The organism is Streptomyces pinistramenti, from assembly GCF_020564935.1.
Taxonomy (GTDB): Bacteria; Actinomycetota; Actinomycetes; order Streptomycetales; family Streptomycetaceae; genus Streptomyces; species Streptomyces pinistramenti.
This window is the reverse complement of record NZ_JAJCXB010000049.1, coordinates 33,085-55,780: the sequence shown is the minus strand read 5'-3', so window position 1 is coordinate 55,780 and position 22,696 is coordinate 33,085. Positions and strand designations below refer to the sequence as shown.

At 71.3% G+C, this 22,696-nt stretch carries 19 protein-coding genes; 10 read left to right on the top strand and 9 right to left on the bottom strand.

What is annotated here, in order from left to right; genetic code table 11:
• Positions 1-1,173, bottom strand: a 1,173-nt coding sequence (locus LIU39_RS26865; RefSeq protein ID WP_227049494.1) for a TadA family conjugal transfer-associated ATPase, incomplete at its 3' end; no start/stop codon positions are given.
• A 72-nt stretch (positions 1,174-1,245) separates the two neighbouring features.
• Complete coding sequence (gene ssd, locus LIU39_RS26860; protein WP_227049493.1) at positions 1,246-2,394, bottom strand: septum site-determining protein Ssd; 1,149 nt, start codon at positions 2,392-2,394, stop codon at positions 1,246-1,248.
• A 459-nt stretch (positions 2,395-2,853) separates the two neighbouring features.
• Here ssd and LIU39_RS26855 point away from each other — a divergent pair, with 459 nt between their 5' ends.
• On the top strand, positions 2,854-3,714 hold the full coding sequence (locus LIU39_RS26855; protein ID WP_227049492.1) for an HAD family hydrolase: 861 nt from the start codon (positions 2,854-2,856) through the stop codon (positions 3,712-3,714).
• A gap of 428 nt (positions 3,715-4,142) precedes the next feature.
• Here the strand turns inward: LIU39_RS26855 and LIU39_RS26850 are convergent, their stop codons facing one another.
• Positions 4,143-4,997: a Fic family protein gene (locus tag LIU39_RS26850; RefSeq protein ID WP_227049491.1), complete on the bottom strand. Its 855-nt coding sequence runs from the start codon at positions 4,995-4,997 to the stop codon at positions 4,143-4,145.
• 101 nt (positions 4,998-5,098) lie between these two features.
• On the opposite strand from LIU39_RS26850, the gene LIU39_RS26845 reads away from it, so the two are divergent.
• Positions 5,099-6,085 carry an ATP-binding protein gene (locus tag LIU39_RS26845; RefSeq protein ID WP_227049490.1) on the top strand — a complete coding sequence of 329 codons (987 nt, stop codon included), beginning with the start codon at positions 5,099-5,101 and terminating at the stop codon, positions 6,083-6,085.
• On the opposite strand, the gene LIU39_RS26840 is transcribed toward LIU39_RS26845, so the two are convergent.
• Positions 6,066-7,370: a polysaccharide deacetylase family protein gene (locus LIU39_RS26840; RefSeq protein WP_227049489.1), complete on the bottom strand. Its 1,305-nt coding sequence runs from the start codon at positions 7,368-7,370 to the stop codon at positions 6,066-6,068. The two genes, LIU39_RS26845 and LIU39_RS26840, sit on opposite strands and share 20 nt — an antisense overlap.
• Before the next feature lie 323 nt (positions 7,371-7,693).
• Between LIU39_RS26840 and LIU39_RS26835 the strand changes: the two genes are divergently transcribed.
• The 6 genes from LIU39_RS26835 (at position 7,694) to LIU39_RS26810 (ending at position 15,551) form a co-directional block, all read left to right on the top strand.
• On the top strand, positions 7,694-10,012 hold the full coding sequence (locus LIU39_RS26835) for a SulP family inorganic anion transporter (RefSeq protein ID WP_227049488.1): 2,319 nt from the start codon (positions 7,694-7,696) through the stop codon (positions 10,010-10,012).
• Positions 10,013-10,126: 114 nt separating this feature from the next.
• The gene (gene acs, locus LIU39_RS26830) at positions 10,127-12,094 is read left to right on the top strand and encodes an acetate--CoA ligase (RefSeq protein ID WP_227049487.1); all 1,968 of its coding nucleotides are present in this window, start codon (positions 10,127-10,129) and stop codon (positions 12,092-12,094) included.
• Between the two features lie 280 nt (positions 12,095-12,374).
• A complete protein-coding gene (gene nhaA / locus LIU39_RS26825; RefSeq protein ID WP_227049486.1) occupies positions 12,375-13,769 on the top strand; it encodes a Na+/H+ antiporter NhaA in 1,395 nt (464 codons plus the stop codon).
• Positions 13,770-13,813: 44 nt separating this feature from the next.
• Positions 13,814-14,272 (top strand): phage holin family protein, encoded by a 459-nt coding sequence (locus tag LIU39_RS26820; RefSeq protein WP_227049485.1) that lies wholly within the window; start codon positions 13,814-13,816, stop codon positions 14,270-14,272.
• Positions 14,269-15,195: an alpha/beta fold hydrolase gene (locus tag LIU39_RS26815; protein WP_227049484.1), complete on the top strand. Its 927-nt coding sequence runs from the start codon at positions 14,269-14,271 to the stop codon at positions 15,193-15,195. Before LIU39_RS26820 ends, LIU39_RS26815 begins: the two co-directional genes overlap by 4 nt.
• 158 nt (positions 15,196-15,353) lie before the next feature.
• A complete protein-coding gene (locus LIU39_RS26810; protein ID WP_227049483.1) occupies positions 15,354-15,551 on the top strand; it encodes a hypothetical protein in 198 nt (65 codons plus the stop codon).
• A gap of 49 nt (positions 15,552-15,600) precedes the next feature.
• Here the strand turns inward: LIU39_RS26810 and LIU39_RS26805 are convergent, their stop codons facing one another.
• From LIU39_RS26805 to nth, 3 genes are all read right to left on the bottom strand, one after another.
• The gene (locus LIU39_RS26805; protein ID WP_227049482.1) at positions 15,601-16,803 is read right to left on the bottom strand and encodes a MarP family serine protease; all 1,203 of its coding nucleotides are present in this window, start codon (positions 16,801-16,803) and stop codon (positions 15,601-15,603) included.
• A 13-nt stretch (positions 16,804-16,816) separates the two neighbouring features.
• On the bottom strand, positions 16,817-17,572 hold the full coding sequence (locus LIU39_RS26800) for an NUDIX hydrolase (RefSeq protein ID WP_227049481.1): 756 nt from the start codon (positions 17,570-17,572) through the stop codon (positions 16,817-16,819).
• 85 nt (positions 17,573-17,657) lie between these two features.
• On the bottom strand, positions 17,658-18,608 hold the full coding sequence (gene nth, locus LIU39_RS26795) for an endonuclease III (RefSeq protein WP_227049495.1): 951 nt from the start codon (positions 18,606-18,608) through the stop codon (positions 17,658-17,660).
• 485 nt (positions 18,609-19,093) lie between these two features.
• Here nth and LIU39_RS26790 point away from each other — a divergent pair, with 485 nt between their 5' ends.
• Together LIU39_RS26790 and LIU39_RS26785 are read left to right on the top strand one after the other, a co-directional pair.
• Positions 19,094-19,768 (top strand): Crp/Fnr family transcriptional regulator, encoded by a 675-nt coding sequence (locus tag LIU39_RS26790; RefSeq protein ID WP_006604164.1) that lies wholly within the window; start codon positions 19,094-19,096, stop codon positions 19,766-19,768.
• Positions 19,769-19,961: 193 nt separating this feature from the next.
• Positions 19,962-20,771 (top strand): nucleotidyltransferase domain-containing protein, encoded by an 810-nt coding sequence (locus LIU39_RS26785; protein ID WP_227049480.1) that lies wholly within the window; start codon positions 19,962-19,964, stop codon positions 20,769-20,771.
• A gap of 57 nt (positions 20,772-20,828) precedes the next feature.
• Here LIU39_RS26785 and LIU39_RS26780 read toward each other — a convergent pair whose 3' ends face one another.
• Entirely contained in the window at positions 20,829-21,659 is an 831-nt protein-coding gene (locus LIU39_RS26780) for an MBL fold metallo-hydrolase (RefSeq protein ID WP_227049479.1), read from the bottom strand.
• Positions 21,656-22,645 carry an NUDIX hydrolase gene (locus tag LIU39_RS26775; protein WP_227049478.1) on the bottom strand — a complete coding sequence of 330 codons (990 nt, stop codon included), beginning with the start codon at positions 22,643-22,645 and terminating at the stop codon, positions 21,656-21,658. Before LIU39_RS26775 ends, LIU39_RS26780 begins: the two co-directional genes overlap by 4 nt.
• Between the last annotated feature and the right edge of the window lie 51 nt (positions 22,646-22,696).

Sequence of the window (22,696 nt, the reverse complement as noted above, 5' to 3'; positions counted from 1 at the left end):
GCCCACAGCCGCCCCCTCCGGGCCCGCCGTACCCCGCTCGCACAGCTCCATCAGCCGCCCCCACCCGGCCGCCTCCTCGAAGCCACCCGTCCCCCAGACCGCGGCCGGCACGGTCACCACGAAGCCGTTGCGGTCCCGTTCCAGGACATGGATCTGGGCGATCCGCCGCCGTCCTTCCCGGTCGCGCACGAGATGCAGCACCACGGAGAGCGCGGCGGCCAACTGGCTGTGCAGGGCGGCCCGGTCCAGCCCGGCCGTCGAGCCGAGCGCCTCCAGCCGGGCGGGGACATCGCAGGCAGCATTGGCATGCACCGTTCCGCAGCCGCCCTCGTGCCCGGTGTTGAGAGCCGCCAGCAGGTCGGTGACCTCGGCGCCGCGCACCTCGCCGACGACCAGCCGGTCCGGCCGCATCCGCAGCGCCTGGCGGACGAGGTCCCGCAGCGTCACCCGCCCGACGCCTTCCTGATTGGCGGGCCGGGTCTCCAGCCGCACCACATGGGGGTGGTCCGGCCTCAGCTCCGCGGAGTCCTCCGCCAGCACGATCCGCTCCCCCGGGCCGACCAGCCCCAGCAACGCGCACAGGAGAGTCGTCTTGCCCGAGCCCGTGCCACCGCTGACCAGGAACGAGATACGGGCCGCCAGCAGCGCCTCCAGCAGCCGGTCGCCACCGGGCGGTACCGTCCCCGCCGCGACCAGCTCGGCCAGGCCGAAGGCCCGCGGCCGCAGCACCCGGAGCGACAGACAGGTGCCGCCCACCGCCACCGGCGGCAGCACGGCGTGCAGGCGCGTGCCGTCCGGCAGCCGGGCGTCCACCCACGGCCGGGCGTCGTCGAGGCGCCGCCCGGCCACCGCCGCCAGCCGCTGCGCCAGCCTGCGCACCTCGGCCGCGTCCCGGAAGCGCACGGACGTCCGCTCCAGGCCGCCACCCCGGTCCACCCATACCTCGTCCGGCGCGGTGACGAGGACGTCCGTCACCTCCGGCGCCGCCAGCAGCGGTTCCAGCGGGCCACTGCCCACCATCTCGGACCGCAAGGCGGCCACCACACCCAGTACCTCGGCGTCCCCGAGGAGCCGCCCTTCCTCGCGCAGCGCCACCGCCACCCGTGCCGCCGTCGGCTCCGCAGCGTCCTCCGCGAGCCGCCGCCGCACCGCGTCCACCAAGTTCTCGCTCATCCCCGCACCCCCTGTCCACCACATCCGTACGCCCCGGCCTCACGCCTCCCGGAAGCGACTGCCCGCCCCTGCTCACCCGCCCGCTCCGTCCGCACCCCGCGCGTCTTCGGCCTCCGGTCCGCTCCCGTCCGGCAGCGCCTGCGCCCAGAAGGCGGCACAGAAGCGGGCGAGCGGCCCGCGGACCCGGGCGCCGGGCGGCACCCCGTGCGGCGGATCGTCCACCAGGCCCGAATCCCACGGCAGTTCACCGGCCAGCGGCAGTTCCAGGAGGGCGGCGATCTCGTCGTCATCCAGCCCCGGCAGCCCGCTCGGCAGACCTCGGACGACAGCACGCAGATCGCGCAGCGCCGCCGCGACACCGGCCGCCACCCGCCCCGCGGCAGCCACCGCCCGCAGTTCCGCAGGCACCACCACCAGCCCCACGTCCACCTGCTCCAGGGCCTGCGCCACCGCGTCGTCGACCCGGCGCGGCAGATCCACCACCACCACGCCGCCGCGTCTGCGCGCCGCGGCCAGCACCGCCCGCATGGCGTCCGGCGGGATGGCGACCTCGGCGCCGCGATCCCAGCTGAGCACCCGTAAGGAGTGCAGCCAGGGCAGCGAGTCCTCCAGCGCCCCGGAAGCGACCCGACCGCGCGACTCCCGGAACGCCGGCCAGCGCAGCCCCTTCTCCTTCTCGCCGCCGAGCAGCACATCGAGCCCACCGCCGAGCGGATCGGCGTCCACGAGCATGGTCCGCCGGCCCGTACGCGCCGCGGTGACGGCCAAGGCGCAGGCGAGCGTGCTCGCGCCGGCGCCACCACAGCCGCCGATCACCCCGACGGTGAGCGCCGCGGGCCCGACCCCTTCGACCGCGTCGGCGATCCGGTCGACCAGCCAGCGCTCGCTTCCGGGGAGCGTCACCACCTGCTCGGCGCCGAGGGCGACGGCCAGCCGCCACATGTCCGTATCGTCCGTGTCCCGGGCGACGAGCACGAGGCCCGCCCGACGTTCCGCGCCGCGCAGCCGGGCCGCGCAGTCATCGCCGACGATCACCAGCGGCGGCTGCGACCAGCCGTCCCTTCCTGCCGGCAGGCCGTGCTCCACTTTGGGTACCACGTGCGCCGCGGCAGACAGCCGCACAAGATCGTCGAGCAGTTGCTCGTCCTCGGTGATGATCAGCGGGCGGCTGCGCTCGCCACCCGAATCCACCGGCTGATCGGATGCCCTGGATCCAGCCACGTTCCGTCCCCCTATCGCTACACAACTCGTTCCTCCGCGAACTCGCGGACTTTTAGCGTGCAGCGATCAGGAAATCCGTGTGGATCTTGGTCAAAAACTGTGGACAACTCGCCATTGTGAATAACTCCGTCACCTATACCGGTGACTGGACAGCGACTCTCCGGGCCTTAACGGGGCATCCGCAAAGCGACGCCACAACTACGGTGCGTGACGCGCGATGGGCGTCAACTGCGCCTGGACACTGGGGAGATGCGGGACCTGCGCCCCCTGCCCGACGCCGGAAAACGCGTCCGGACATGCGACGACCCCCGCCGGGGGGGAGAGCGGGGGTCGTCCCCACGGCCGACTCGGGGGGGGGGAGGAGCCGGACGGGGTTAGCACGGTCGCGAACGATCCGTGACTTCCATGGTGTACCCGACAGCCTTCTCAGGCAAACCCACGCGCCAGACCTTACGCCGAATGGTGGGAGCCTATGCTCGCCCCGTGGAAAACCACTCCGTACCCCACTCGACTCCCCGTACTGCGGCGTTCTTCGACCTCGACAAGACCGTGATTGCAAAGTCGAGCACGCTGACCTTCAGTAAGTCGTTCTACCGAGGTGGCCTGATCAATCGCCGAGCCGTACTGCGCACCGCATATGCACAGTTCGTGTTCCTTGTCGGCGGCGCTGACCACGACCAGATGGAACGGATGCGTGCCTATCTCTCGTCGCTCTGCCGTGGCTGGGATGTCGCCCAGGTCCGCGAGATCGTCGCCGAGACACTGCACGACCGGATCGACCCGATCATCTACGACGAGGCCGCCTCCCTTATCGAAGAGCACCGGGCGGCAGGCCGCGATGTGGTGATTGTTTCCACTTCCGGCGCCGAGGTCGTCGAGCCGATCGGCGAACTCCTCGGCGCCGACCGCGTGGTGGCCACCAGAATGGTCGTCGGCGAGGACGGGCGGTTCACCGGCGAGATCGCGTACTACGCCTACGGGCCGACCAAGGCCGAAGCCGTCAGGGATCTCGCCGCGTCCGAGGGCTACGACCTGGAGCAATGCTTCGCGTACAGCGATTCCGCGACGGACGTCCCGATGCTCGAAGCGGTCGGCTACCCGTGCGCGGTCAACCCCGACCGGGCGCTGCGCCGCGAGGCCGCCGCCCGGGGCTGGCCGGTACTGTCGTTCACCCGCCCGGTGCGGCTCAAGCAGCGGCTGCCCGCGCTGTCCATGCCCGCCCGCCCCGCGCTCGCCGTCGTCGCGGCCGTGGGCGCGGCCGCCGTCACCGCCGGGCTGGTCCGGTACGCGCACCGACGGCGCGGCCCCTTCGGCGCATAGCGGAAAAAGACATGAATTATCCGGCCACCTTGCACGATCCGCATTGCGGTTATTGCCCGTCATTGAAGGCAAAAGTAAAGATCTGAGACGAAGGGTTCCGCTTACCCTGCCTCTGGAGTACAAAGGAGTCAGCGGCCCGCGAGACCAAGGACGTCCGAGAGGACCACCTTTAAACGCATCACGGCCCCACGGACCGATGCATGAACGCCGGGCACCCACGCGACGCCGACCCGTCGATTACGGGCCAGCCGCACCAGGCAACGGACAAAAGATTTCCGGCCTGATGGGCATATCTCGTGCACGCATGGTCACGCGGCAGACATGCCAGCGGCGGTACGGATCAGCATCTCGTACCGCCGCACCCCTTTTTTGCGGGGCAGGTTTTCCAGGCCCCCGGTTACGCACGCGTCCCGAGCCCGGCCATCGGCTCAGGCGCCGCGCTGCATCGCCTCGCAGACCGCGGTGCTCTCGCGCACACCCAGCCCGACCGATCGGCCACAGTGCGCGATCCACGCCGCGACGCCGTCGGGCGTGCCCGAGACGTAGCCCTCCAGGGCCGCCACGTAGGCCGCTCTGCCCTGTTCGGCGTGCCCGACCTCCGCCGGGCAGATCGATTTCGGGTCCAGTCCGCTGCCGACCAGCACGACGCGTTCCGCGGCCCGTGCGACCAGGCCGTTGTGCGAGCCGAAAGGCCGCAGCGCGAGCAGTTCGCCGTGCACCACCGCCGCGGTCACCAGCGCCGGCGCCGCGCTCTCCGTGAGCAGCAGCCGCGCCAGCCCGTCCAGCCGGCCCGCGACCTCGTCGGCACCGGGGAGCGGCAGCTCGATCAACGGCTCGTCGACCGGCTCACCCGCGAGCCGGGGCCGCCCCACGGTGTCGTCCGCCGCGCCGCCGCCCGCCGCCACCAGATGGAGGCGCGCCAGCACCCGCAGCGGCGACTGCCGCCACACGCTGAGCAGTTGCCCCGCCTCGGCCGTCAGCCGCAGCGCCGCACCGACCGTCCGCGGTTCGCCGTCCACGCCGAAGTCGGTGCGCCGCCGCACCTCTTCGAGCGCCCAGTCGGCTCCGGAGAGCACCGCGGAACCCCGGGCTCCGCGCAGCGCCGCCTCCGAAGTGACCTCCGTGCCGCGGCGTCGCATGATCCGGTGCCCGTAGACCCGGTCGACGCCTTTGCGTACGGAGTCGACGGCGTCGGCGACCCCCGGGAGCGACGCCAGGGCCGCGAGCGGATCGGCGTTCGTCTGCGGAGGTTCGGGGGTCGTACCCCGGGTGTGTGCAGCCATGGGCCCGACCCTACGCACCGGTTGGCCACACCCCCCGAAGGAGTGGTCTTCTTCACGTGGAGTTCTCACTCACAGCCAGAGGCCGCTTACTCTTGGTGAACATGAAGATCGCTTTCGTAGGAAAGGGCGGCAGCGGCAAGACCACCCTGTCTTCCCTGTTCATCCGCCATCTCGCGGCCTCCCGCGTCCCTGTGATCGCAGTGGACGCCGACATCAACCAGCACCTGGGGGCCGCACTCGGCCTCGACGACGCGGCCGCCGCCGCGCTTCCCGCGATGGGCGCCCATCTCCCGTTGATCAAGGAATATCTGCGCGGCGCCAACCCGCGGATCTCCTCTGCCGAGACGATGATCAAGACCACCCCGCCCGGGGACGGCTCACAGCTCCTGCACGTCGGCGGCGGCAACCCCGTTTATGACGCCTGCGCGCGCACGATCCCGCTCGACGGCGCTTCCGTACGGCTGATGGCCACCGGCCCGTTCACCGAGTCCGACCTCGGGGTCGCCTGCTACCACTCCAAGGTCGGCGCGGTCGAGCTGTGCCTGAACCACCTCGTGGACGGCCGCGAAGAGTACGTCGTCGTCGACATGACGGCGGGCTCGGACTCCTTCGCGTCCGGGATGTTCACCCGCTTCGACATGACTTTCCTGGTTGCCGAGCCGACCCGTAAGGGCATCGCCGTCTACCGCCAGTACAAGGAGTACGCGCGGGACTTCGACGTCAGCCTGAAGGTGGTGGGCAACAAGGTGCAGGGCCCGGACGACCTCGCCTTCCTGCGCGCCGAGGTGGGCGACGACCTGTTGGTGACGGTCGGCCACTCGGACTGGGTGCGGGCCATGGAGAAGGGCCGCCCGGCCCCCTTCGCGCAGCTCGAAGAGGCCAACCGCCGCGCCCTCGACATCTTGCACGCCACAGCCGACAGCGCCTACGGGGACCGTGACTGGGAGCGCTACACGCGCCAGATGGTGCACTTCCACCTGAAGAACGCGGAGAGCTGGGGCAACGCGAAGACGGGCGCCGACCTGGCTGCCCAGGTCGACCCCGCCTTCGTGCTCTCCGAAGGGGCGGCTACTCCGCAGCCCGCTTGACCCGCCCCTCCGCGTCGGCCGACGCCGGCCCCGCCGCTCCGGATACGGCCGCACCGGCCGGCGCGGCCGGGGAGCCGGCCAGATACGACGCCCAGCCGGCCTGCGGAGCCTGGCCGACCTCCAGCCCGCGCAGCTTGCCGAGCACCTCCGGATCCTGTGCGTCCAGCCAGTCCGCCAGCTGCTTGAAGCTGACGCACCGCACGCCCTTCCGGGGGCAGACGGCCTTGATGGTGTCCTCGACGGCCTTCATGTAGACGCCGCCGTTCCAGGACTCGAAGTGGTCGCCGATGAACAGCGGGGCGCGGTTGCCCTGGTAGGCGCGGTTGAACGCCTGGATGAGGCCGTCGTGCATCTGCCGGCCCCAGGAGGCCCGCATCGCCGGGTCGCCCTCAGTGGTGACGGACTGGTTGGCGAGGAAGTTGTAGTCCATCGACAGCGTCTCGAACGTCCTGCCGGGCACCGGGATCTGCTGGAGCGGGAAGTCCCAGACGCCGTCGATCTTCCGGGGCCAGACCTGCAGCCCGCCGGCCGAGCTGGCGTCATAGCGGAAGCCGCTCTCCTTGGCGGCGGGGATCAGGTTTTTCTGCCCTTCCAGGCACGGCGCCCGGCCGCCGACGAGTTCCTTGGCGTAGTCGAAGGGCAGCGGCTTCTCGTCCGTGAGTCCCGACGTGGTCCTCCAGTGCTGCACGAACGATTCGGCCTGCTCGATCTCGCTCTTCCACTCCTCGGTCGACCAGGTACCGACCCCGCCGTCCGGGCCGCAGAAGTGCCCGTTGAAGTGGGTGCCGATCTCGTTGCCGTCCCGCCAGGCGCCGCGCATCTGCCGCACGGTGGCCCTGATGCCCTTGACGTCGTTGAAGCCGATGTCCGACGCCCCGGGGCTGTGCTGCGGCGGGCGGTAGAGCTCCCTCTCGTCCGTCGGCAGCATGTACACGCCGCTGAGGAAGTACGTCATCGTCGCGTCGTACTTCTTGCCGACCGCACGGAAATGCGAGAACAGCTTCTGGCCGTCCTCCCCCGCGCCGTCCCAGGAGAACACCACGAACTGCGGGGGCTTCTCGCCCGGCTTGAGGCGTACCGGCACCGGCTGGTTCGGCTGCGCTCCGGTGTACGCGGTCGAGCCGTCGCCGATCACCCTGACCTGCTGGGCCTTGACCGGAGGCGCCGCCCTTCCCTTCGCCGCGCTGCGGCCCGGTGTGCGGTGCGGTGCCGTGGAGCAGCCGGCGACCGCCGCCAGCGCCATGGCCGTGACGACCGCCGACGTGACCTTTGATGCGGCTGCCATCAGCCACCTCATTCCTGGTGCTGCGTGCACCTTCCGAGGGATTAATCGGAAAAACTGCCCGCAAGCTTTCATACGCCAAGAAGAGTGAGGTAAAGGACAAGCCGATAATCATCACATTCACCCGATGGGTGGAATACGTGACTCATCCGCCGGAAGAAGCTTCTCCCGCTCTTTACCTGGCATTACGATTCATTTACTGATGCTTGAGAGTTACTGAGCCGTCACTCACCGCCACACCGACCGGTCGGCTCGCGTCCCGCCGCAGTACACCGCCGCCCCACGATCGCGCCCCGCGCGACCGCGTCGCCCCGGAGGAGACGGGAATGTCGCAGCTCACGAAGACGCCACAGCCACCACGCACGCACCAGCCGCACGACCCGCCGGAGGTCTGCGGGCACGCCGCCCTCCGCAGAGATTTCTCCGCCTCGATCGTTCTCTTCCTTCTCGCCGTGCCGCTCTCGCTGGGCATCGCCCTCGCCACCGGCGCACCACCGCAGGCCGGCCTGGTCGCCGCGGTCGTCGGCGGCATCGTCGCCGGACTGCTCGGCGGCGCCCCCCTCCAGGTGAGCGGCGCCGCCACCGGACTCCTGGTGGTCACGGCCGACCTCGTCCAGCGCTTCGGATGGCGTGCCACCTGCGCGATCACCGTGCTGGCCGGACTCGCCCAACTCGCCCTGGGTGTGCTGCGCGTGGCCCGTGCCGCGCTGGCCGTCAGCCCGGCGATCGTGCACGGCATGCTCGCCGGCATCGGCGCCACCATCGCCATCGGCCAGCTCCACGTGGTCCTCGGCGGCAGCGCGGAAAGCTCCGCCCTCGCCAACATTGCGGCGCTACCCGGCCAGTTGACGCACCCGCATACCGCGGCCCTGCTGATCGGGGCCCTCACCGCCACCATCCTGATCGGCTGGGGCCGGCTGCCCGGACGGCTCGGGCGGCGGCTGGCCTATATTCCGGGCGCCTTGGTAGCCGTCCTCGCGGCGACGGCCGTCAGCGCCGGTGCGGCCGTGCCGCGCGTCGAACTGCCCTCCTGGCAGGCGCCTTCGCTGCCCGCGCTCCCGGATGCCACGGCCCCTTCGCTCGCCGCTGCGGTGCTGACCGTGACCCTCGTCGCCGCCATGGAGTCGCTGCTGTCCGCGGTGGCGGTGGACCGGCTCGCGGTCGAGCACCCCGGTACCCCGTCCCGCCCGTCGGACCTCAACCGCGAACTGGCCGGGCAGGGCGTCGCCAACGTCGTGACCGGCCTGCTGGGCGGCCTGCCGGTTTCCGGTGGCGCGATCCGCGGCTCGGCGAACGTCCGGGCCGGGGCCACCGGCCGCCGCGCCACCGTGCTGCACGGCCTCTGGGTCCTGCTGTGCGCGGGGCTCTCGGCCGCCCTGCTGGAACTGATCCCGCTGGCCGCGCTCGCCGCGCTGGTGATGCTGGTCGGCGTACGGATGGTGAGCTTTGCGCACATCCGGCATGTGCAGCGACACCGCGAATTCCCGGTGTACGCCGCTACTTTGGGCGGAGTCGTGGCGCTCGGCGTGCTCCAGGGCGTACTGGCGGGCGTCGCGGTCGCCGCCTTCCTGGCGCTGCACCGGCTGACCCACACCCGCGTCACGGTCCTGACGGAGGACGGCCGCCACCGGGTGTGCGTCAGCGGCCAGTTGACGTTTCTCGCCGTGCCCCGGCTGACCCGGGCCCTGGCGCTGGTCCCGGCGCGTTCGGACGTGGTCGTCGAACTGTGCGGATCCTTCATGGACCACGCCGCCTACGAAGCGCTCCAGTCCTGGTCCGCGCGGCATTGCGCGCAGGGCGGCCGGGTCACCCTCGGCGGCCGCAGCGGGCGGCCCGTCGCCGAGCCGGCCGGTGCGCACCTCTGCCGCCCGTGGACCCCGTGGCGCAACCACCACTGCACCCGGCCCGCACCGGCCCGTGAGTCCGCTCCCGACTCCAGCGGCAGCCGGCTGATGGGCGGCGTGAGCGCCTTTCAGCGGCACACCGCCCCGCTGGTCCGCGAGGAGTTGGCCCGGCTGGCCCGCGAGGGGCAGCGGCCCACCCAGCTCTTCCTCGCCTGCTCCGACTCCCGGCTGGTCACGAGCATGATCACGTCCAGTGGTCCGGGCGACCTGTTCGCCGTCCGCAATGTCGGCAATCTGATGCCGCCGCCCGGCACCGACGGCACCTGCGACTCCGTGGGCGCAGCCGTCGAATACGCGGTGGAGATCCTGGAGGTCGGCTCGATCACGGTGTGCGGGCATTCGGGGTGCGGCGCGATGAAGGCGCTGCTCACCACGTCGGACGAGGGGCCCCCGGCGCCTGACGCACCGGCGGCCGCCCCCACCGCGCTCGCCCGCTGGCTGCGTCACGGCAGACCGAGCCTGGAACGCATGACGGCCGCCGCCGGACGGCCGGGCGAGGGCGAAGTCGGCCTGGCCGAGCGCCCGGTGGCGGATGCTCACGAACGGCTCGCGCTGGTCAACGTCCTCCAGCAGCTCGACCACCTGAGGGCGCACCCCTGCGTGGCCCGCCGTGTGGCCGAAGGCACGCTCACTCTGCACGGCATGTATTTCCATGTCGGCGAGGCCCAGGCGTACGTGCTGGACGAGGCGTCGGGCCGGTTCTCCGCCGTACGCGCCGAGGCCGCGCCGGCGACGGTCTGACCTGCGGACGCTACAGGTCTACACCAATTTTTCCGGCGAACTCTTGTCAGGTGTGCCAAGGGCTGATGAGCTAAGACCCGGGACACACCGCACGCCCTGGGAATGGGAGATGTCGTGAGCAACGAGAGCTTGGCCAACCTGCTCAAGGAGGACCGGCGGTTCGCGCCGCCCGCCGAACTGGCCGCGAACGCCAACGTCACGGCAGCGGCCTACGAACAGGCCGCGGCGGACCGGCTGGGCTTCTGGGCCGAGCAGGCGAAACGTCTGTCCTGGGAGACCGCGCCCACCGAGACGCTCGACTGGTCCAACGCGCCCTTCGCGAAGTGGTTCGCCGACGGCAAGCTCAACGTCGCGTACAACTGCGTGGACCGGCATGTGGAGAACGGCCTGGGTGACCGGGTCGCCATCCACTTCGAGGGCGAGACCGGCGACAGCCGTTCGCTCACCTACGCCGACCTGCAGCGCGAGGTGTCCAAGGCCGCGAACGCGCTGATCGAGCTGGGGGTGCGGACCGGCGACCGCGTCGCCGTCTACATGCCGATGATCCCGGAGACGGTCATCGCCATGCTGGCCTGTGCCCGTCTGGGCGCCCCGCACTCCGTGGTCTTCGGCGGCTTCTCCGCCGACGCGCTGGCCACCCGCATCCAGGACGCCGACGCCCGCGTCGTGATCACCGCCGACGGCGGCTACCGCCGTGGCAAGCCCTCCGCGCTCAAGCCTGCCGTCGACGAGGCGCTGACCAAGCCCGGTACGGAGAACGTCCGCAACGTCCTGGTCGTACGGCGCACCGGCCAGGAGGATGTCGCCTGGACCGAGGGCCGCGACGTGTGGTGGCACGAGGTCGTCGAGCGGCAGAGCGACCGGCACACCCCGGAGGCGTTCGACGCCGAGCACCCGCTGTTCATCCTCTACACCTCCGGCACGACGGGGAAGCCCAAGGGCATCCTGCACACCACCGGCGGCTACCTCACGCAGGTGGCCTACACCCACCACGCCGTCTTCGACCTCAAGCCGGAGACCGACGTCTTCTGGTGCACCGCCGACGTCGGCTGGGTGACGGGCCACTCGTACATCGCGTACGGCCCGCTCGCCAACGGCGCCACCGAAGTGCTCTACGAGGGCACGCCCGACACCCCGCACCAGGGCCGCTGGTGGGAAATCGTGCAGAAGTACGGCGTAACGATCCTCTACACCGCGCCGACCGCGATCCGCGCCTGCATGAAGTGGGGCGACGACATCCCGGCGAAGTTCGATCTGTCGTCGCTGCGCGTCCTGGGGTCGGTCGGTGAGCCGATCAATCCCGAGGCGTGGATGTGGTACCGCAAGCACATCGGTGCCGACGCGGCGCCGATCGTCGACACCTGGTGGCAGACCGAGACCGGCGCGATGATGCTCAGCCCGCTGCCGGGTGTCACGACGACCAAGCCCGGTTCGGCGCAGGTGCCGCTGCCCGGTATCGCGGCGACCGTCGTCGACGACGACGCCCACGAGGTGCCCGACGGCGCCGGCGGCTACCTCGTGCTGACCGAGCCGTGGCCGTCCATGCTCCGCACGATCTGGGGCGACGACCAGCGCTACCTCGATACGTACTGGTCGCGCTTCGAAGGCAAGTACTTCGCGGGCGACGGTGCCAAGAAGGACGAGGACGGCGACATCTGGCTGCTCGGCCGGGTGGACGACGTGATGCTGGTGTCCGGCCACAACATCTCCACCACGGAGGTGGAATCGGCGCTGGTCTCGCACCCGAAGGTCGCCGAGGCCGCGGTCGTCGGCGCCACCGACCCGCAGACCACCCAGGCCATCTGCGCCTTCGTGATCCTGCGCGGCACCGCCAGCGCCGACGACGAGGGCCTGGTCGCCGAGCTGCGCGCACACGTCGCCCAGCAACTCGGCCCGATCGCCAAGCCCAAGCGGATCATGCCGGTCGCCGAGCTGCCCAAGACACGCTCCGGCAAGATCATGCGCCGACTGCTGCGGGACGTCGCGGAGAACCGCGACCTCGGCGACGTCAGCACCCTCACCGACTCCTCCGTCATGGACCTGATCCAGGCGAAGCTGCCGGGGGCGGCGAGCGAGGACTGAGCACCGGTCCCGCCAGGGACCATGCACGCGCAACACCAGGGGCACCGGCTGACGGCCGGTGCCCCTGCGGCGTCTCCGGAGGCGGGTGCCGGGCACCCGGCCCGCCAGCCATACGCCCGGTATGCCCTTAAAGTGAGAATCACCCGCTAGCCCTTTGTGCGCGCCAGGTAAAGTGGCAGACGCGTCAACGACACGCAAAGAAACTCAGGGTGCGCCGGGAAGTCTGGTCGGCAACTGCAACAGCCGTACTCAGCTGCCGAAATGCCCGGAGGTCGCCCGCGTGAACACCCCCCGCAACCGTCGTTCCCCCTTCCTCGGGCGGATACCGCTGCCCGAGCGGAACTTCGTCACCGACGCCCTGCGCGCCGAAACCGTGGGCGGCGTGCTCCTCCTCGTCGCCGCCGTCGCGGCTCTCATCTGGGCCAACACCGCCGGCGGCAGCTACGAAGCGATCCGCGGCTTCCACCTCGGCCCCGCCGCCCTCGGCCTGGACCTCTCCATCCAGCACTGGGCCGCGAACGGCCTGCTCGCCGTCTTCTTCTTCGTCGCCGGCATCGAGCTGAAACGCGAACTGGTCGCCGGCGAACTGCGCGACCCCAAGGCCGCCGCCCTCCCGGTGATCGCCGCGATCTGCGGCATGGCGATGCCCGCCGTCGTCTACGCCGTCGTCAACTCCGTCGGCGGCGGTGACCTGAGCGGCTGGGCGGTCCCCACCGCCACCGACATCGCGTTCGCGCTGGCCGTACTCGCCGTGATCGGCACGTCCCTGCCGTCCGCGCTGCGCGCCTTTCTGCTCACCCTGGCCGTCGTCGACGACCTCTTCGCCATCCTGATCATCGCGATCTTCTTCACCTCGAAGATCAACTTTCTGGCGCTCGGCCTCGCCGTCGCCGGCCTTGTGGCCTTCTACTTCCTGCTGCGCAGGGGCGTCCGCGGCTGGTACATCTACCTGCCGCTCGCCCTGGTCATCTGGGCACTGATGGAGAACAGCGGGGTGCACGCCACCATCGCCGGTGTCGCGATGGGCCTGATGCTGCGCTGCACCCGGCACGAGGGCGAGGCGCACTCCCCCGGTGAGCACATCGAGCACCTGGTGCGCCCCCTGTCGGCCGGCCTCGCCGTACCGCTCTTCGCCCTGTTCTCCGCGGGTGTGTCCGTCTCCGGCGGCGCGGTCCACGAGGTCTTCACCCGGCCCGAAACGCTGGGTGTGGTCCTCGGCCTGGTCGTCGGCAAGGCGCTCGGCATCTTCGGCGGCACGTGGGTCACCGCCCGCTTCACCAAGGCCGAACTCAACCCCGACCTCAGATGGCCGGACGTCTTCGCCGTCGCCGCGCTCGCCGGTATCGGCTTCACGGTCTCCCTGCTGATCGGCGAACTGGCCTTCTCCACGGACCTCGCGCTGGCCGACGAGATCAAGGCGTCCGTCCTGATCGGCTCGCTGATCGCCGCCGTCTTCGCCGGCGTCCTCCTCAAACTCCGCAACGCCAAGTACAAGAAGCTGTGCGAGGACGAGGAGCGCGACGAGGACCAGGACGGCATCCCCGACATCTACGAAATGGACAAGCCGGAGTACCACCTGAGGATGGCAGTGATCCTTGAGGCAAAGGCCGCCGAGCACCGGCGGCTTGCCGAAGTGGCCTCCGGCGCAGACCGCGGAGACGATGGTCCGGCATGATCTGAGAGGCTTTGCATCCGGCAGCAGACAAGAGGGAGACGGCGATGAGTTCAGCCGATGACGGCGCAGACCGCAGCCTCGGGCAGTTGGTGGCAGCGGCCACCGCCGAGATGTCCGCACTCGTGCACGACGAGATCGCGCTGGCAAAGGCCGAGTTGCGACAGGACGCCAAGCGGGCGGGCATCGGCGGAGCCGCGTTCGTCGTGGCGGGCGTCCTGGCGCTCTTCGCGCTCCCGGTACTGAGCTTCGCCGCCGCCTACGGCGTCCACAACCTCGGCCTCGGGCTGGCCTGGTCGTTCCTGATCGTCGGCGGTGCCTTCCTGATCGTCGCGGCACTGCTGATCCTCATCGCGCTCGCGAAGGTCAAGAAGATCAAGAAGCCGGAGAAGTCCATCGCGGCGGCCAAGGAGACGGCGGCCGTCCTTCAGAAGGCCAAGCCGCACCCGCGCGCGGTGCCGGCGGATCACCCGGTCCTGGAGTCTGTGACACGCTCGTCGGTATGACAGCCGCCGACAGCACCACTTCGGTCGTACAGCCCGACGGGCCCTGGTCGCACCGGGACGTCGCGGCGAACGGCGCCCGTTTCCACATCGCGGAGATGGGCGAAGGACCGCTGGTACTGCTGCTGCACGGCTTCCCGCAGTTCTGGTGGACGTGGCGGCACCAGCTGCCGGCGCTCGCCGACGCGGGGTACCGGGCCGTCGCGATGGACCTGCGCGGCGTCGGCGGCAGCGACCGCACCCCGCGCGGCTACGACCCGGCCAACCTCGCACTCGACGTCACGGGCGTCATCCGGTCCCTGGGCGAGCCGGACGCCGCCCTGGTCGGCCACGACCTGGGCGGCTATCTGGCGTGGACGGCGGCCGTGATGCGGCCCAAGCTGGTGCGCCGGCTCGCCGTATCGTCCATGCCGCACCCGCGCCGCTGGCGCTCGGCGATGCTCGCCGACGTCAAACAGAGCAGGCGCAGTTCGCACATCTGGAACTTCCAGCGCCCCTGGCTGCCCGAGCGGGCACTGCTCGCCGACGATGCCGCGCTGGTGGGACGGATGATCCGGGACTGGTCGGGCCCGCAGCCCCCGCCGGAGGACGCGGTGGCGGTCTACCAGCGCGCGATGAGCATCCCCTCCACGGCGCACTGCGCGATCGAGCCGTACCGCTGGATGGTGCGCTCGATGGCCCGCCCGGACGGCTTGCAGTTCAACCGCCGCATGAAGATGCCGGTACGAGTGCCGACGCTGCATCTGCACGGCTCACTCGACCCGGTGATGCGCACCCGCAGCGCGGCCGGCTCCGGCGCGTACGTCGAGGCCCCCTACCGCTGGCGGCTCTTCGACGGGCTCGGCCACTTCCCGCACGAGGAGGACCCGGTGGCGTTCTCCTCGGAGCTGATCAACTGGCTGCAGGACCCCGAACCGGACCGGTGACCTCCCGGCGGCCGGTCGGCCGCCTCTCAGGGATCCCGGAACGCCCGGCGAACCGCGGGCGAACACACGTCTGACGAACAGCCACTTGCCTGGCGCATAGGCCAATTGGCGGGTCTCCCGGAGGTTACGGACCTTGGGGCAGGGGCAGAGTCGAGGGTATGGGCTGGACGCACGACTACCGTGACGTGGCAAGCAACCACCGCAGCAGTGCCGCTGCGGTGGGCACTCGGGACAAGGGCACTCCGGACCTCAGGCCCGGTGATCCCTCCGACCCCGCGCACCCGATGGGGATTCCGCGCATCCTGCGGCGCAGAGCGCGCTGGATGAGCGCGCGCCTCCGCCATACCCGCAGCTGAGCCGCGCGGGGCGGCAGGCGCGTACTCCGCACCCGCCGCCCCTGGCGTCTCAGATCGCGCAGCCCTGGCTGTCGACCTGCCGATGCCCGGCCGCCCGGCCCTGGACGACGTCCTCACGGACCTCGTCCGCGGTCAGGGCGTAACCGGTCTGGGCGTCGTCGAGGGACTTGGCGAACACCACTCCGTAGACCTCGCCGTTCGGCGTGAGCAGCGGGCCTCCGGAGTTGCCCTGCCGCACCGTCGCGTACAGGGAGTACACATCGCGGCCGACCGTGCCCCGGTGGTAGATGTCCGGGCCGTTGGCCTGGATGCGGCCGCGGATACGGGCCGCGCGGACGTCGTAGCCGCCGTTCTCCGGGAAGCCCGCGACGATGGCGCTCTTGCCGCTGCTCGCGTCCTTGCCGGCGAAGCGCAGCGGGGGCGCGTCCAGCGCGGGCACGTCGAGCACCGCGATGTCCCGCTTCCAGTCGTAGAGCACGACCTTGGCGTCGTACGTGCGCCCCTCGCCGCCCACCTGGACGGTCGGCTCGCGTACGCCGCCGACGACGTGGGCGTTGGTCATCACGCGGTGCGAGGAGAAGACGAAGCCGCTGCCTTCGAGGACCTTGCCGCAGCTGGGCGCCGTGCCGACGACCTTGACGATGCTGTGCCTGGCCTCCGCGGCGACGGGGCTGTCGGCCAGCTGCGGGTCGGGGGCGGGCACGGACGTGATCGGCTCGTTGGAGAACGGGGTGAAGACCTGCGGGAAGCCGTTCTGCGCGAGGACCGAGGAGAAGTCGGCGAACCAGGTGCCGGCCTGTTGCGGCATCACCCGCGACACCCCGAGCAGCACCTTGGAGTTACGGACCTCCTTGCCGAGCGTCGGCAGGGACGTGCCGGCCAGCGCGGAACCGATCAGCCAGGCCACCAGCAGCATCGCCAGGACGTTGACCAGCGCGCCGCCGGTCGCGTCCAGCGCCCGCGCGGGTGACCAGGTGATGTGGCGGCGCAGCTTGTTGCCCAGATGGGTGGTGAGCGCCTGGCCCACCGACGCGCACACGATCACGATGGCGACCGCCGCGATGGCCGCGAAGGTGCCGGGTGTCGCGTCCCCCGTGATCTCGTTCCAGATCACGGGCAGCAGATAGACCGCGATCAGGCCGCCCCCGATGAAGCCGAGCACGGACAGGATGCCGACGACAAAGCCTTGCCGATAGCCGACGATCGCGAACCACACGGCGGCGACCAGCAACAGGATGTCCAGGACGTTCACGCCGGACACCGTCTCACGCGCGCCAGTCGAGTGGGACCTGCTTGTCAGAGTCCCACGGAATCTCCCAGCCCGAATAATGCAGGATCCGGTCGATGACTCCGGCCGTGAAACCCCAGACCAGGGCGCCCTCGACGAGGAAAGCCGGGCCGATGTGGCCGCTGGGGTGGCGGGTCGTCACGCGGTGCGCAGGATCCGTGAGATCCGCCACGGGAACCGTGAACACCCGTGCGGTCTCCGCCTGGTCGACCGCGCCGACCGGGGTGGGACGGCGCCACCAGCCGAGGACCGGCGTCACGACGAACCCGCTGACCGGGATGTAGAGCCGCGGCAGTACGCCGAACACCTGGACACCCGATGGGTCGAGCCCGGTCTCCTCCTGGGCCTCGCGCAGCGCGGCACGCACCGGACCGCGGCCCTCCGGATCGCCGTCCTGGGGATCCAGCGCGCCACCGGGGAAGGAAGGCTGTCCGGCGTGTGAACGGAGGGTGCCCGCACGCTCCATGAGCAGCAGCTCGGGACCGCGTGCGCCGTGGCCGAAGAGAATCAGCACGGCGGACTGCCGGCCGCCGCTCTCCGGCGGCAGGAAGCGGCTGAGCTGGCGCGGTTCGATCGTGCCGGCCGCGCGGGCGACCGGGGCGAGCCACTCCGGCAGCCGCTCGGCGCTCACCACACCCGCCGAGCCGTCCACGGCACCGTGCACCTCCGCGCCGGGCGCCGCCGCGTCCCTGCCATCCGTCTTCTCGCCATACTGCTCCCGTGCACTCGTCATACGCGCCCCCTCAGGCCCTGGCTTCGGTGGTCGGCCCCCGGTGCGGTTGCCGCTGCTGCCGCTCGTGCGGTCGTGGCGGTCGGCGTCATGAGGCCGCCAGCGGGGGCGCGGGCCGGCCCGGATAGTCGGCCGGCGGGCTCAGGCGCTGGCCCGGCTGGCCGCCCAGTTCGTACTTGAGCAGCTTCTTCGCCTTCTCCGGGTCCGTCTCACCCTCGCCGTACGACGGGCACAGCGGGGCGATGCCGCAGGCGCCGCAGGCGGGCTTGCGGGAATGGCAGACGCGGCGGCCGTGGAAGACGACGCGGTGCGAGAGCATCGTCCACTCGCTCTTGGGGAAGATCTCGGCGATCTCCGCCTCGACCTTCACGGGGTCTTCCTGGGTGGTCCAGCCGAAACGGCGCACCAGACGGCCGAAGTGGGTGTCCACGGTGATGCCGGGGACGCCGAAGGCGTTGCCGAGCACCACGTTGGCGGTCTTGCGGCCGACACCGGGCAGCGTGACGAGGTCTTCAAGGCGGCCGGGCACCTCGCCCCCGAAGCGGTCCCGCAGCGCGGTCGACAGGCCGATGAGCGACTTGGCCTTGGCGCGGAAGAAGCCCGTCGGCCGGATCAGCTCCTCCAGCCGCTCCGGATCCATCGCCGCCATGTCCTCGGGCGTGGGGCAGACGGCGAACAGACCGGGGGTGGTCTGGTTGACCCTCAGGTCGGTGGTCTGCGCGGACAGCACCGTCGCGACCAACAGCTCGAAGGGGTTGGTGAAGTCCAACTCCGGGTGGGCGTACGGATACAGCTCGGCCAGCTCACGGTTTATCCGTCGGGCCCTGCGGACCATGGCCGTCCGCGATTCCGGCTTGCGCGCGGGAGCCTTCTTCGCGGGCGCCTTCGCCGCGGTCTTCTTCGGAACGGCCGCCTTTGCCGTCGTCTTCTTCGCCGCTGTCTTTGCCGTCGTCTTCTTGGCCGCGGACTTCTTCGCGGTGCTCTGCTGCGGGGCTGACTCCTGGGCGGCCGTCGCCTCGGCCGCCTCCTTCGTCACCATTGCGGGGGTTTGCTTCACGACGGCCTTCTTCCGTACCGAGTTCGCTGCCGATGTCCCTGCCGGCCCGGCCACCGGTTTCCCGCCGGCTTCACCTTCGGCGTTCGCGCCGGATCCGCCATCCGCATCGACGAGTCGCACACCTGCGAAGTCGCCTTCCGGACGGGCACCATCCCGGCGGGCGCTTTGGCGCCTTTGTTCGCATTCGGGACGCGAGCGGGACGAGTGTTCGCCCACAGCGGAATCGCGTTCTGCTGTCACTCGTTCAGCCCCCTCATCCCGTGCTCTCACCGGCGTGTTGGACACTCGGCCAGACTAAGGCCACCCACTGACATCCGGCCCGATCACCATGATTCGCCACCCCAATCGGCCCCCTGCCGTAGGGCTTGGGCCACGGGTCCGGCAAACTTGTGATTGATCGCACTGTTTTGCATTCCGGCATGATGGGGACCACAGTCCCTCAGAGCATGTCGACAAGGAGAGATCTCGTGGACGACGTTCTGCGGCGCGCACCGCTCTTTGCGGCGCTCGACGATGAGCAGGCGGCCGAGCTGCGCGCCTCAATGGGAGAGGTCACGCTCGCTCGCGGCGACGCCCTGTTCCACGAAGGCGATCCCGGCGACCGCCTGTACGTGGTCACCGAGGGCAAGGTGAAGCTGCACCGCACTTCCCCGGACGGCCGGGAGAACATGCTCGCCGTCCTGGGCCCCGGAGAACTGATCGGTGAGCTCTCGCTCTTCGACCCGGGCCCGCGCACGGCCACCGCATCCGCCCTGACCGAGGTCAAGCTCCTCGGCCTGGGCCACGGCGACCTTCAGCCCTGGCTCAACGCCCGGCCCGAGGTGGCGACCGCCCTGCTGCGCGCCGTCGCGCGCCGCCTGCGCAAGACCAACGACCAGATGTCCGACCTGGTCTTTTCCGACGTGCCCGGCCGGGTGGCGCGGGCTCTGCTGGACCTGTCGCGCCGCTTCGGCGTGCAGTCCGAAGAGGGCATCCACGTCGTGCACGACCTGACGCAGGAGGAGCTGGCCCAGCTGGTGGGCGCCTCCCGCGAGACGGTCAACAAGGCGCTCGCGGACTTCGCCGGCCGCGGCTGGCTGCGCCTGGAGGCCCGCGCCGTGATCCTGCTGGACGTCGAGCGGCTGGCGAAGCGCTCCCGCTGACGCCCGCGCAGGGCCCCACGGCCTGTACGCCGCCGCGTACAGGCACCCCGGGGCCATCATCGTTCCGTTCGGCCGCTCAGCGCCCGTATACGGAGCCGCAGCTGCAAGGCGAAGGGCCCCGCTCCGGCGGGGCCCTTCGCCGTACGCCCGTAAAGCACTGGCCGCCCTCCCGGCCCGTCGGCACAGTTGCGCCATGAGTGACGGCACAGGACTGGACCGGGACGGCTGCTTCCTCCGGGAAGGGTCACTGGAGCGGGTGGCCCCGGAGTTCGCGCCCGTCGTGGCGGCGGCACGGGACGGGCTCACCGCGCGCTTCGGGCCCGCCCTGCTGCACAGCGTGTACCTCTACGGCAGCATCCCGCGCGGCACGGCCGTCCCCGGGGTCTCCGATGTCGACCTGCTGCTCGCGCTGCACGCCGAGCCCACCCCGGAGGACCGGGCGCAAGCGGATGCCCTGGGGGCGGAGCTGGATGCCGCGTTCCCTCAGATCGACGGTGCGGGGATCCTGCTGTTCGGCGTCGACCGGTTGCTGAGTGAGCTGGAGCGGCACGACATGGCCTGGTTCGTCGCCTGCCTGTGCACCCCGTTGGCGGGCCCCGACCTCGCCGCGCGGCTGCCCCGTTACCGCCCCACTTCGCTTCTCGCGCGGGAGACCAACGGCGATTTCTTCCGTCTGCTGCCCGGCCTGCGGCAGCAGGCCGCCGAGGCACGGAGCGGTGCCGAGCGCCGGCGGCTGACCCGGAGTGCCACGCGTCAGCTGGTACGCACCGGGTTCACGCTGGTGATGCCGCGCTGGGGCGGCTGGACGAGCGACCTCGCCGAGTCGGCCGAGGTGTTCGGACGCTATTACCCGGCGCACGCGCAAGAGATGCGCGCCGCCGCCCGCGCGGCCCGTGCGCCCGCCGACCATCCGCACCTGCTGGACGAGCTGCTGGCGGGCCTGGCCCCCTGGCTCGCGGCCGAGTACCTGGCCGTCCACGGCCCGAAGGCGCCCCGCCCGTAGGCCCTCGCCCGTAGGCGCGTCCCCCTGGCGGCCCGCGCCCCGGAGCGGCCCTCCGGCTCAGATCAGCCCGTGCTCCCCCAGGTAGTCCAGCTGCGCCCGCACCGACAGCTCGGCCGCCGGCCACAGGGAGCGGTCGACGTCCGCGTAGACGGTGGCGACGACCTCGGCCGGTGTGCGGTGCCCGCTCTCGACGGCGGTCTCCACCTGGGCCAGCCGGTTGGCGCGGTGCGCCAGGTAGAACTCCACCGCACCCTGGGCGTCGTCGAGCACCGGGCCGTGACCGGGCAGGACGGTGGTCACCCCGTCGTCGACGGCCAGGGAGCGCAGCCTGCGCAGCGAGTCCAGGTAGTCGCCGAGCCGCCCGTCGGGGTGGGCCACCACCGTGGTGCCCCGTCCCAGGATCGTGTCCCCGGTGAGGACGGCGGCATCGGCGGGGAGATGGAAGGACAGCGAATCGGCGGTGTGCCCCGGGGTGGGCACGACGCGCATCTCCAGACCGCCCGTGGTGATCACGTCGCCGGCTTCGAGCCCTTCGTCCCCGAGGCGCAGCGCCGGGTCGAGGGCCCTGACGTGCGTACGGGTCAGCTCGGCGAACCGGGCCGCCCCTTCGGCGTGGTCGTGATGGCCGTGGGTCAGGAGAGTCAGCGCGACCCGCTTGCCGGCCTGTTCGACGGTGTCGATGACGGCCCTGAGGTGCCCGTCGTCGAGCGGGCCGGGGTCGATGACGACGGCCAGGTGGGAGTCCGGTTCGGCGACGATCCAGGTGTTGGTGCCGTCCAGGGTCATCGCCGACGGGTTGGGCGCCAGGACGCACCGGGCACGGGCGGTGGCCGGGCCCGCGATGACGCCGCCGCGGGGCTGTCCGGGGAGGGCTGCTGCATTGGTCATGCGGTGGTTCCTCCTGAGGGGCGGCGGTTGCCTGCGGGTCCTTCGGAGCCGTCGGAGTCTCCGGAGGCGGCGCCGTCCTCCGTGGCCCCCCGTTCCCCCGGGCCTGCGGCACCGCCGCTCTCCGGCTGCGCGATGTGTTTGGTGAATTCGTCGTGGCCCGGCCAGCTCAGCTCGATCCCGCCGTCCACCAGGCGGGCGCGGGCCAGCACCGGCGTCAGATTCTGCCGCCCGGCCGCACCCAGCGCCTCGGCCGCGGTGGCGTACGGCTCCAGGGAGCGCAGCGTGGAGATGGTCGGCGGCATCATCAGCAGCTCGCCGCGGTCGTAGCCGGCAGCGGCCTCCCCCGGCCGGATCCACACCGTGCGGTCCGCTTCCGTGGACACGTTCCGGGTGCGCTGGCCGTCGGGCAACGCGGCGACGAAGAACCAGGTGTCGTAGCGCCGCGGTTCGAACTCCGGGGTGACCCAGTGGGCCCAGGCCGCCAGGAGGTCGGAGCGGAGCACCAGGCCGCGGCGGTCCAGGAAGTCGGCGAAGGACAGTTCGTGGGCGACCAGGGCCGCCCGGTCGGCCTCCCAGTCGTCCCCGGTGGTGTCCGCGACGACCGTCCCGGCCGACGGTCCGGCGAGCAGCACCCCGGCCTCTTCGAACGTCTCACGCACCGCGGCGCAGACGATGGCCTGCGCCGCGGCCGGGTCGACCCCCATCCGTACGGCCCATTCGGCGCGCGAGGGGCCGGCCCAGGAGACGGGGCGTTCATCGCGCGGGTCCACGGAGCCGCCCGGATAGGCGTACGCGCCTCCGGCGAAGGCCATGGAGGCGCGTCTGCGCAGCATGTGCACGGTGGGGCCGCCGGTGCCGGAGTCCCGCAGCAGCAGGACGGTCGCGGCCCGCCGGGGCTCGGCAGGGGTCAGCTCGCCGTTCGCGAACGCCCGGATGAGGTCCGGCCATTCCGGCGGATACCACTGGCCATTGGTCGTCGACGACATGGCCGGATGCTATGCGCTCACGCGCGGATGTTCGAGGGCCTGTTTCCGGCG

Coding starts and splice junctions, on each gene's coding strand:
- LIU39_RS26820 (WP_227049485.1), top strand. CDS start 13,814: ATGAGTTCAGCCGATGACGGCGCAGACCGCAGCCTCGGGCAGTTGGTG.
- LIU39_RS26785 (WP_227049480.1), top strand. CDS start 19,962: ATGAGTGACGGCACAGGACTGGACCGGGACGGCTGCTTCCTCCGGGAA.
- nth (WP_227049495.1), bottom strand. CDS start 18,608: ATGGTGACGAAGGAGGCGGCCGAGGCGACGGCCGCCCAGGAGTCAGCC.
- LIU39_RS26850 (WP_227049491.1), bottom strand. CDS start 4,997: ATGGCTGCACACACCCGGGGTACGACCCCCGAACCTCCGCAGACGAAC.
- LIU39_RS26835 (WP_227049488.1), top strand. CDS start 7,694: ATGTCGCAGCTCACGAAGACGCCACAGCCACCACGCACGCACCAGCCG.
- LIU39_RS26815 (WP_227049484.1), top strand. CDS start 14,269: ATGACAGCCGCCGACAGCACCACTTCGGTCGTACAGCCCGACGGGCCC.
- LIU39_RS26810 (WP_227049483.1), top strand. CDS start 15,354: ATGGGCTGGACGCACGACTACCGTGACGTGGCAAGCAACCACCGCAGC.
- LIU39_RS26840 (WP_227049489.1), bottom strand. CDS start 7,370: ATGGCAGCCGCATCAAAGGTCACGTCGGCGGTCGTCACGGCCATGGCG.
- LIU39_RS26845 (WP_227049490.1), top strand. CDS start 5,099: ATGAAGATCGCTTTCGTAGGAAAGGGCGGCAGCGGCAAGACCACCCTG.
- LIU39_RS26800 (WP_227049481.1), bottom strand. CDS start 17,572: ATGACGAGTGCACGGGAGCAGTATGGCGAGAAGACGGATGGCAGGGAC.
- LIU39_RS26855 (WP_227049492.1), top strand. CDS start 2,854: ATGGTGGGAGCCTATGCTCGCCCCGTGGAAAACCACTCCGTACCCCAC.
- LIU39_RS26775 (WP_227049478.1), bottom strand. CDS start 22,645: ATGTCGTCGACGACCAATGGCCAGTGGTATCCGCCGGAATGGCCGGAC.
- LIU39_RS26780 (WP_227049479.1), bottom strand. CDS start 21,659: ATGACCAATGCAGCAGCCCTCCCCGGACAGCCCCGCGGCGGCGTCATC.